This is a genomic window from Rhodomicrobium udaipurense JA643, assembly GCF_000636015.1.
Lineage (GTDB): Bacteria > Pseudomonadota > Alphaproteobacteria > Rhizobiales > Rhodomicrobiaceae > Rhodomicrobium > Rhodomicrobium udaipurense.
Map to the genome: position 1 here is coordinate 1 of NZ_JFZJ01000170.1, position 5,366 is coordinate 5,366.

The 5,366-nt window shown below is 64.3% G+C and carries 5 protein-coding genes; 1 reads left to right on the forward strand and 4 read right to left on the reverse strand.

Annotated features, from left to right (window positions below; all coding sequences use genetic code 11):
- Positions 1-219 precede the first annotated feature (219 nt).
- Positions 220-930: a phosphatidylserine decarboxylase gene (locus tag T281_RS16035; protein WP_037241834.1), complete on the reverse strand. Its 711-nt coding sequence runs from the start codon at positions 928-930 to the stop codon at positions 220-222.
- 289 nt (positions 931-1,219) lie between these two features.
- On the opposite strand from T281_RS16035, the gene T281_RS16040 reads away from it, so the two are divergent.
- Positions 1,220-1,606, forward strand: a complete 387-nt coding sequence (locus tag T281_RS16040; protein WP_037241835.1) for a hypothetical protein — start codon at positions 1,220-1,222, stop codon at positions 1,604-1,606.
- A gap of 77 nt (positions 1,607-1,683) precedes the next feature.
- On the opposite strand, the gene T281_RS16045 is transcribed toward T281_RS16040, so the two are convergent.
- The 3 genes from T281_RS16045 to T281_RS16055 all read right to left on the reverse strand — a co-directional run.
- Positions 1,684-2,439: a heme ABC transporter ATP-binding protein gene (locus T281_RS16045; protein WP_037241836.1), complete on the reverse strand. Its 756-nt coding sequence runs from the start codon at positions 2,437-2,439 to the stop codon at positions 1,684-1,686.
- A gap of 84 nt (positions 2,440-2,523) precedes the next feature.
- The gene (locus tag T281_RS16050; protein ID WP_037241837.1) at positions 2,524-3,933 is read right to left on the reverse strand and encodes a Do family serine endopeptidase; all 1,410 of its coding nucleotides are present in this window, start codon (positions 3,931-3,933) and stop codon (positions 2,524-2,526) included.
- A 173-nt stretch (positions 3,934-4,106) separates the two neighbouring features.
- A partial coding sequence (locus tag T281_RS16055; RefSeq protein WP_052037594.1) for a sensor histidine kinase occupies positions 4,107-5,366 on the reverse strand: 1,260 nt, incomplete at its 5' end.

Below are 5,366 nucleotides of genomic sequence, written 5' to 3' on the forward strand. Positions count from 1 at the left end.
CACCGTGAAGGGCCGCCCGTGATGGTGCTTCATGATCTGCCCCACGCTTCAACCGCGAGGCACTGCGCGCGCAAGCCGCAACCTTCCTGCACCTTTTTTGTCTCCCATGTCATAATTTCTTCATGGGAGCTTTTTCGGCGGCAAAACGCAACTCATAAAACAGCGTAGGGGATGCGGCGTTATGCGCGCCGCCTCCCCTGACTGTTCGCGGGCGGCGCTCTAAACGCGCGCGAAGCGGCGCGGTGTCGGCTCCGTCAAGCCGAGTTCCGCAACCACGGTTTCCCCCGCGATCATCCGCTGTCCTTCCGAAACGAAGACCGTCCCCGCCGGAAGGTAAAGGTCCGTGCGGCTGCCGAACCGGATGATCCCGATGCGCTCGCCCGCCGTCACCGCGTCGCCGACCTTCACGTTCGTGATGATACGGCGCGCCACATAGCCCGACACCAGCACGACGCCGATCTTGGTGCCGGTCTTCGTCTCGATGGTGAAGGACTGACGCTCGTTCTCCGACGGCGCTTCCGGCGCGGCGGCGTTCTTGTAGATGCCGTCCGTATGCACGTCGGTCAGGATGCGGCCCGCGACCGGCGCGCGCGCCACGTGCACGTCGAGCAGCGAGAGAAACACCGAAACCCGCGTCATGGGCTCCGCGCCGAGGTTGAGTTCGGCGGGCGGCAGCATCGGGTTGACGCTGATCACCGTGCCGTCGGACGGCGCGACCACGAGGCCGTCTCGATCTGGAACGACGCGCTTCGGGTCGCGGAAGAAGAACGCGAGCGCGAGCGTTGCCAAAAGGCAGATGAAGCCGAGCGTATCCCAGATGTAGAACGCGACGAGCGTTACCGCCGCCGCGCCGCCTACGAATTTATAACCATCTTTATGGATTGGCGAAAAGATCGCCTGAAACTGAGAGAGTGCGTTAGGTCCAGCCACTATAATCCCCCGGCAAGTTGTGTTAACCCGCTGTCGCGGTTCTTGATTTCGATGTCACATGATGTAACTGTCATCAGGATGGTCTTGGGCACGCTGACACGCAATTGTCACAACCGACGCATATCCAACCCGTTAAAAGCGCCACGGTACCGATCGGGTCAGCATCGCTGTTCCTTGGGAGAGTTCAATGTACGCCAGAATCGCCGCAACAATTATTGTGGCCTGTCTAGCACTTTCGTCCGCGCGGGCACAAGACGCGGAAAAACTTACGCTTTCAATCCCGCCTGAGGTGACTGAGGTTGCAACGGCGGGCACATGGTCGGACGCTGATGTCTCGGGCGTGTTCCGCGCCACCGTGCTTACGGTCCCGGCGGGCGATACGACGCAGGCGCATCTCGTGCTGCAACTTATGTCCGTCAGCGCGGACGGTAACACCTCAAAGGTGCACAAAACCGTTCCGGTGAAGCAGATCGCGGACAAGAAACTGCCGAACGCCTTCCTCGCGGTCGAGGAAGACGGCACCGAGAATGAAGTCACCTGGCGCGTGACGAGCTACGACAGCAATTCAAACGCCGACATCGGCGCGTTGGTGACGATCAACGCCAAGGGCGACGTTCAGGTGAAGGACGCGCCAAAGGAAGAAGAATCCGCCGCGCAGCAGCCTGAAAAGAAGTAGGCGCGACGCAGGCGAGTGAAATTGAACCGGCCCGGCTCACAAGTCGGGCCGTTATCATTTGGATGCCAAATGCGCCGTTACAGAGTCGCAAGCAGCGACTTCGACCGCCAGACCGGAATTTCAAACAGCGCCGAAATCGTCTCGCCCGTCAGCGTATTGCCCGAGGCGCCGTCCGAGAACACCGCCCCCGCCTTCAGCAACACGATCTCGTCGGAGAATTCCTGCGCGAGACCAAGGTCATGGAGAATGCATAGCACGCCGCCGCCCGCGTCCGCGAAGGCGCGGGCGCATTCGAGCGCGAGGATCTTGTGCTTCAGGTCGAGATGCGCGGTCGGCTCATCCATCAGCAGGTAACGTCGCGCGCCGTTCTTCGCGGCCGGACGAAGCTGCACGAGCGCGCGGGCAATCTGGATGCGCTGCCGCTCGCCGCCGGACAGCGTCGGGTAGTCGCGCCCGGCAAGGTGTAGCACGTCCATCGCCGCCATCGACTCCTCGACGATGTCGTCGCGCTCCGGCCCGGCGAAGGGATGCGCACCGAGCGCCACCACCTCGTAAGCCGTCAGCGGAAAGCTCATCGCGGCATGCTGGCCGACGACCGCGCGAACCCGGGCAAGCTCACTCTTGGCCACCGTTGCCATGTCGCGACCGTCGATCACGACGCGACCGCTTTGAGGCTTCAGGTCGCCCGCGAGCACCGACAGCGCGGTGGACTTGCCCGCGCCGTTCGGCCCAAGGACAGCCACCAGCCGGCCCGGCTCCACGGCGAACGACACGCCTTTCAGGAGCGTCGCGCGCCCGGCCTTCAATGTTACGTCTTCGAGAGCGAGCGCCATATCGTCGGTTGCCTCCGGTTCGTCGCCTGCGCGGACACCATTCTTGCGGAAAGGTCGCGCCCGCGCAATCGCCGAAGCGGCACTTTATCCCGCGATGACGGTGCGAATCGTCTGGCCGCCGCGCCTGATGTTCAGCCGCCACACGCGCGCGCCCTTGCCGACGATCTTTTCAAGCCCGCGCGTGGTCTCGATCTTCTCGCCGTTGATCTCGGCGACGACATCGCCCGCCTTGATGCCGAGGCGGCGCGCCACCGAATAGGCCTCCGTCTCGACCACCACCACGCCGCTCGTCTCGTTGATCGAAAGCTCTTCCGCAACGGCGGGGGAAAGGTTCGCCACCTTCGCGCCGCCGAACGGATTGTTGCCGTTGATGTCGCGCAAATCGCGGGGCGTCGTCTCGGGCGCGACCATGAGCGGAATTGAGACCTTGCGGCGCGTGCCGGTGCGCAACACGTCGAGGCTCACTTCGCCGGACGTGCCCTTCGTCGTGAAGCGATACTGGAACGCGTTGGCGTCGGAGACGCTCTTGCCATCCACCGCGAGCACGATGTCGCCCGGCCGGATGCCCGCGTTGGCCGCCGGGCCGCCGTCCGTCACCGAGGCGACGAGCACGCCCGTCGTGCGGTCTAGGCCGACCGCGTCGGCGATCTGCGGCGTCAGCTCCGTGATGTTCGCGCCGAGCCATGGCCGCCGTACGCCGGAGCCGCCCTGCAACGCGGACTCCACCACAAGCCGAACCATGTTCGATGGGATCGCGAAGCCGATGCCCTGACTGCCGCCGCTCTTCGAGAAGATCGCGGTGTTGATGCCGACGAGCCGCCCCTGCATGTCCACGAGCGCGCCGCCAGAGTTGCCGGGATTGATGGCGGCGTCGGTCTGGATGAAAAACTGATAGTCCGAGATGCCGACGCGCGTCCGCGCCAGCGCCGACACGATGCCGCTCGTGACGGTCTGGCCGACGCCGAAGGGGTTGCCGATGGCGAGCACCATGTCGCCCACTTCAAGCTGATCGGCGTCAGCGAGGTTCACATACGGAAACTCGATCTCCGAACCCTTGATCTGCAAGACGGCGAGATCGGTGCGCTCGTCCTTGAGCAGCACCTTCGCGTCGAACTCACGCGCATCGGCGAGCGCAATCTTGATCTCCGTGCCCGCGTCGCCCTGCACCACATGGTTGTTCGTGACCACCACGCCGTTCGGCGTCACGATCACGCCCGAGCCGAGCGAATTCTGCGCCCGCTCGCTGCGGCCGAAGCCATGGCCGAAAAATTCCTCGAAAATCGGATTGTTGAAGGCGCTGTCGCGGCGCACGCGCTGGCGGACGTAGACGTTGACCACAGCGGGCGCCGCCATCTTGACCACCGGCGCGTAGGAGAACACGACCTGCTCGCGTGTGTCGGGCGCTTTTTTCACCGCCTGCGCGAAAGCGGCGGCGGGAAGCGCGAGAAGGACAGCAAGCACGAAACTCGTTCGAACGGCAGCCGAATAATGCATGCGAAAGACCCCGCCTTGGAAACGACGATGAAATATAAATAGCGGCCGCGCTTGCGATGCAAGAGGGCGGAGCAACGCCGCTGGCGCTTCCCGGGGGATAGCGCTTCATGTCCGGCGAAATCGCGCCATTCTTCGGATGCAGATCCCAACGCGTCTCATGCGCGGCTTGGCGGTTACGCGACTTTCTCGAACGCGCGCTTCCTCGCTGCCGTGGGCGTCGGCAACGTCACAACGAACGACGCGCCCTTTGTTGCGTCTTCGAGGCGGATGTCGCCGCCATGCGCGCGGACGAGTTCGGCGCTGATGACGAGGCCGAGCCCGTTGCCGTCTGCCTTGGCCACGCTCTGGAATGCCTTGAACAGGTTCTCCTGCGCCCTGGCGGGCACGCCCGGACCGTTGTCGCTCACCTTGATGATCGCGCGCCTGCCTTCCTGGCGGGCGCTGATCTGCACGCAAGGATCATCGGGCGCGGACTCGGCTTCCCGCAAGGCTTCGATCGCATTCCGCGCGAGATTGGCGAGCACGCGGAAAATCTGGTCGCGGTCGGCGTAAAGCTCGATCTCCGGCGGTATGTCGACGGTCAGGCGCACGCCCTTGAGCTCCTCGACGCCGAGGCTTTCCGTCACCTCGCCGACGAGAGGAGCAAGCGCCACGCGGCTGCGGTTCGGCGGCGTTTCCCCGCCGCGCCCGTATTTCATGGTGTTGGTGCAAAGCGTAATCGCGCGGTCGAGCGCCCGGATGAGACGCGGGACGAAGCGCTGCACGGTAGGGTCGGGCACGGTGGCAAGGCGGTCCGAAACAAGCTGCGCGCTGGCCAGAATATTGCGCAGGTCGTGGTTGATCTTGGAGACGGCGAGCCCGACATTCGCGAGCCGCGCCTTCTCGCGGAGCAGCCCGGAAAGCTGCGTTTGCAGGTTGGCCAGTTCCTTCTCGGCGACGCCCACTTCGTCGTCGCGACCGCTCGGCGTTATGATCCGCGTCGTATCCTCAGGGTTTTCGCGATAGGCGACCATGTTGCGCGTGATGCGCATCATCGGCGCAACGAGGAGCTTCGACAGCGCGAGGTAAACGGCGGCTGACGTCATGATGGCAATGATAATCGACAGCCAGAAGATGTTGCGGGCATAGCGCCACTCCGCCGCTCTGAGCGGCGTCTCGTCGATGACGACGTCGATTTCCTCACCAGCACGGAGGATGTCCGGCGCGGCGATGACACGGATCAGCCTGCCCGGCGGCGCCGCCAAGGCGTTCAGCGCATCGGGGATCAGCGACATGATGCTCCTGTCACGGAGATCGAAGACTTCCGCCACGGGCTTCTCGTCCGGCATGCCGAGAACGAGACGGCGCACTTCCGACCGCCGCACCGAAACCGCATGAACGCCCGCCGTCGTCAGCAGTTCCTGCCTCAGCCGTTCGGGAAGCTCCGCGCCGCC